The organism is Herbaspirillum sp. B65, assembly GCF_000333555.1.
Lineage (GTDB): Bacteria > Pseudomonadota > Gammaproteobacteria > Burkholderiales > Burkholderiaceae_D > Herbaspirillum > Herbaspirillum rubrisubalbicans.
Window position 1 is genome coordinate 1 of sequence record NZ_BADI01000838.1, and the last position, 938, is coordinate 938.

Consider the following 938-nt stretch of genomic DNA (forward strand, 5'->3'; position numbering starts at 1 on the left):
GCGGATGACGATGCGGGGCCAGCAGGCGATCGACCAGCGTCTGCAGGCGATCGGCTTCCTTGATGATGACCTGGGTGTATTCGCGCAATTCCTTCAGATGCCGCTCGGGCAGCTCCAGCTCCAGCAACTGTGCTGCGCCACGGATACCGCCCAGCGGATTCTTGATCTCGTGGGCCAGGTTGCGGATGAGCTCCTTGTTGGCCTGGCTCTGGTCGAACATGCGTTCTTCACGGTCCAGCTTGAGTTGCTGCACGTTCTCGCGCAGCTCCAGCAGCACCGGCATGTCGAGGCTATCGAGGGGCGTGACGATGGTATGGACCTGCAACGGTTCGCGGTTGGCGCGCTCCAGCACCAGGTCCAGGCGCTTGTCGGCGAACTGGTGTTCGATGGCCTGGTAGAACAGCGCGGTGAGCTCCTTGCCGTTGAGGAAGAGCTCGGAGAGCTTCTGTTGCGAGAGCACCTTGAAGGAACTCTCCAGCAGGTTCTCGGCTGCCGCGTTGGCATAGACGATGCCACCCTTGGCGTCGAGGATGATGACAGCCGAGGCCAGCAGGTCCAGGCCATCGAGGGAAGGAAGCGGTGTCTTCATGGGAGGATTCGTGATGCCTGAGGTCATGTCTTCTTGCTCGCTCTTGCGCAGTCGTTGATGCATCCTGACTAGCAATTTTCGGGCGCACTGCGTGCTGAGATCGGCAGCGCCGCGCATAAAAAAAGGGGAAGCAAGCTTCCCCTTTTTCTCCGGATGCGGATTCGATTACAGCGAGTAGTACATGTCGAATTCGATCGGGTGCGTGGTCATGCGGAAGCGTTGGACTTCCTGCATCTTCAGCTCGATGTAGGCATCGATCATGCTGTCGGTGAAGACGCCGCCACGGGTCAGGAACTCGCGATCGTTGTCCAGGTGTTCCAGGGCTCATCCAGCGAAGCACAGACGGTCG

General features: G+C 59.7%; 1 protein-coding gene and 1 pseudogene. Both read right to left on the bottom strand.

Annotated elements, in window-relative coordinates; genetic code table 11:
- Positions 1-589 (bottom strand): two-component system sensor histidine kinase NtrB (locus tag I5W_RS20010; protein WP_044530544.1); only part of this gene is annotated, 589 nt, incomplete at its 3' end.
- A gap of 165 nt (positions 590-754) precedes the next feature.
- Positions 755-938: pseudogene (gene glnA, locus I5W_RS30240) on the bottom strand (glutamine synthetase); the annotation flags it as partial.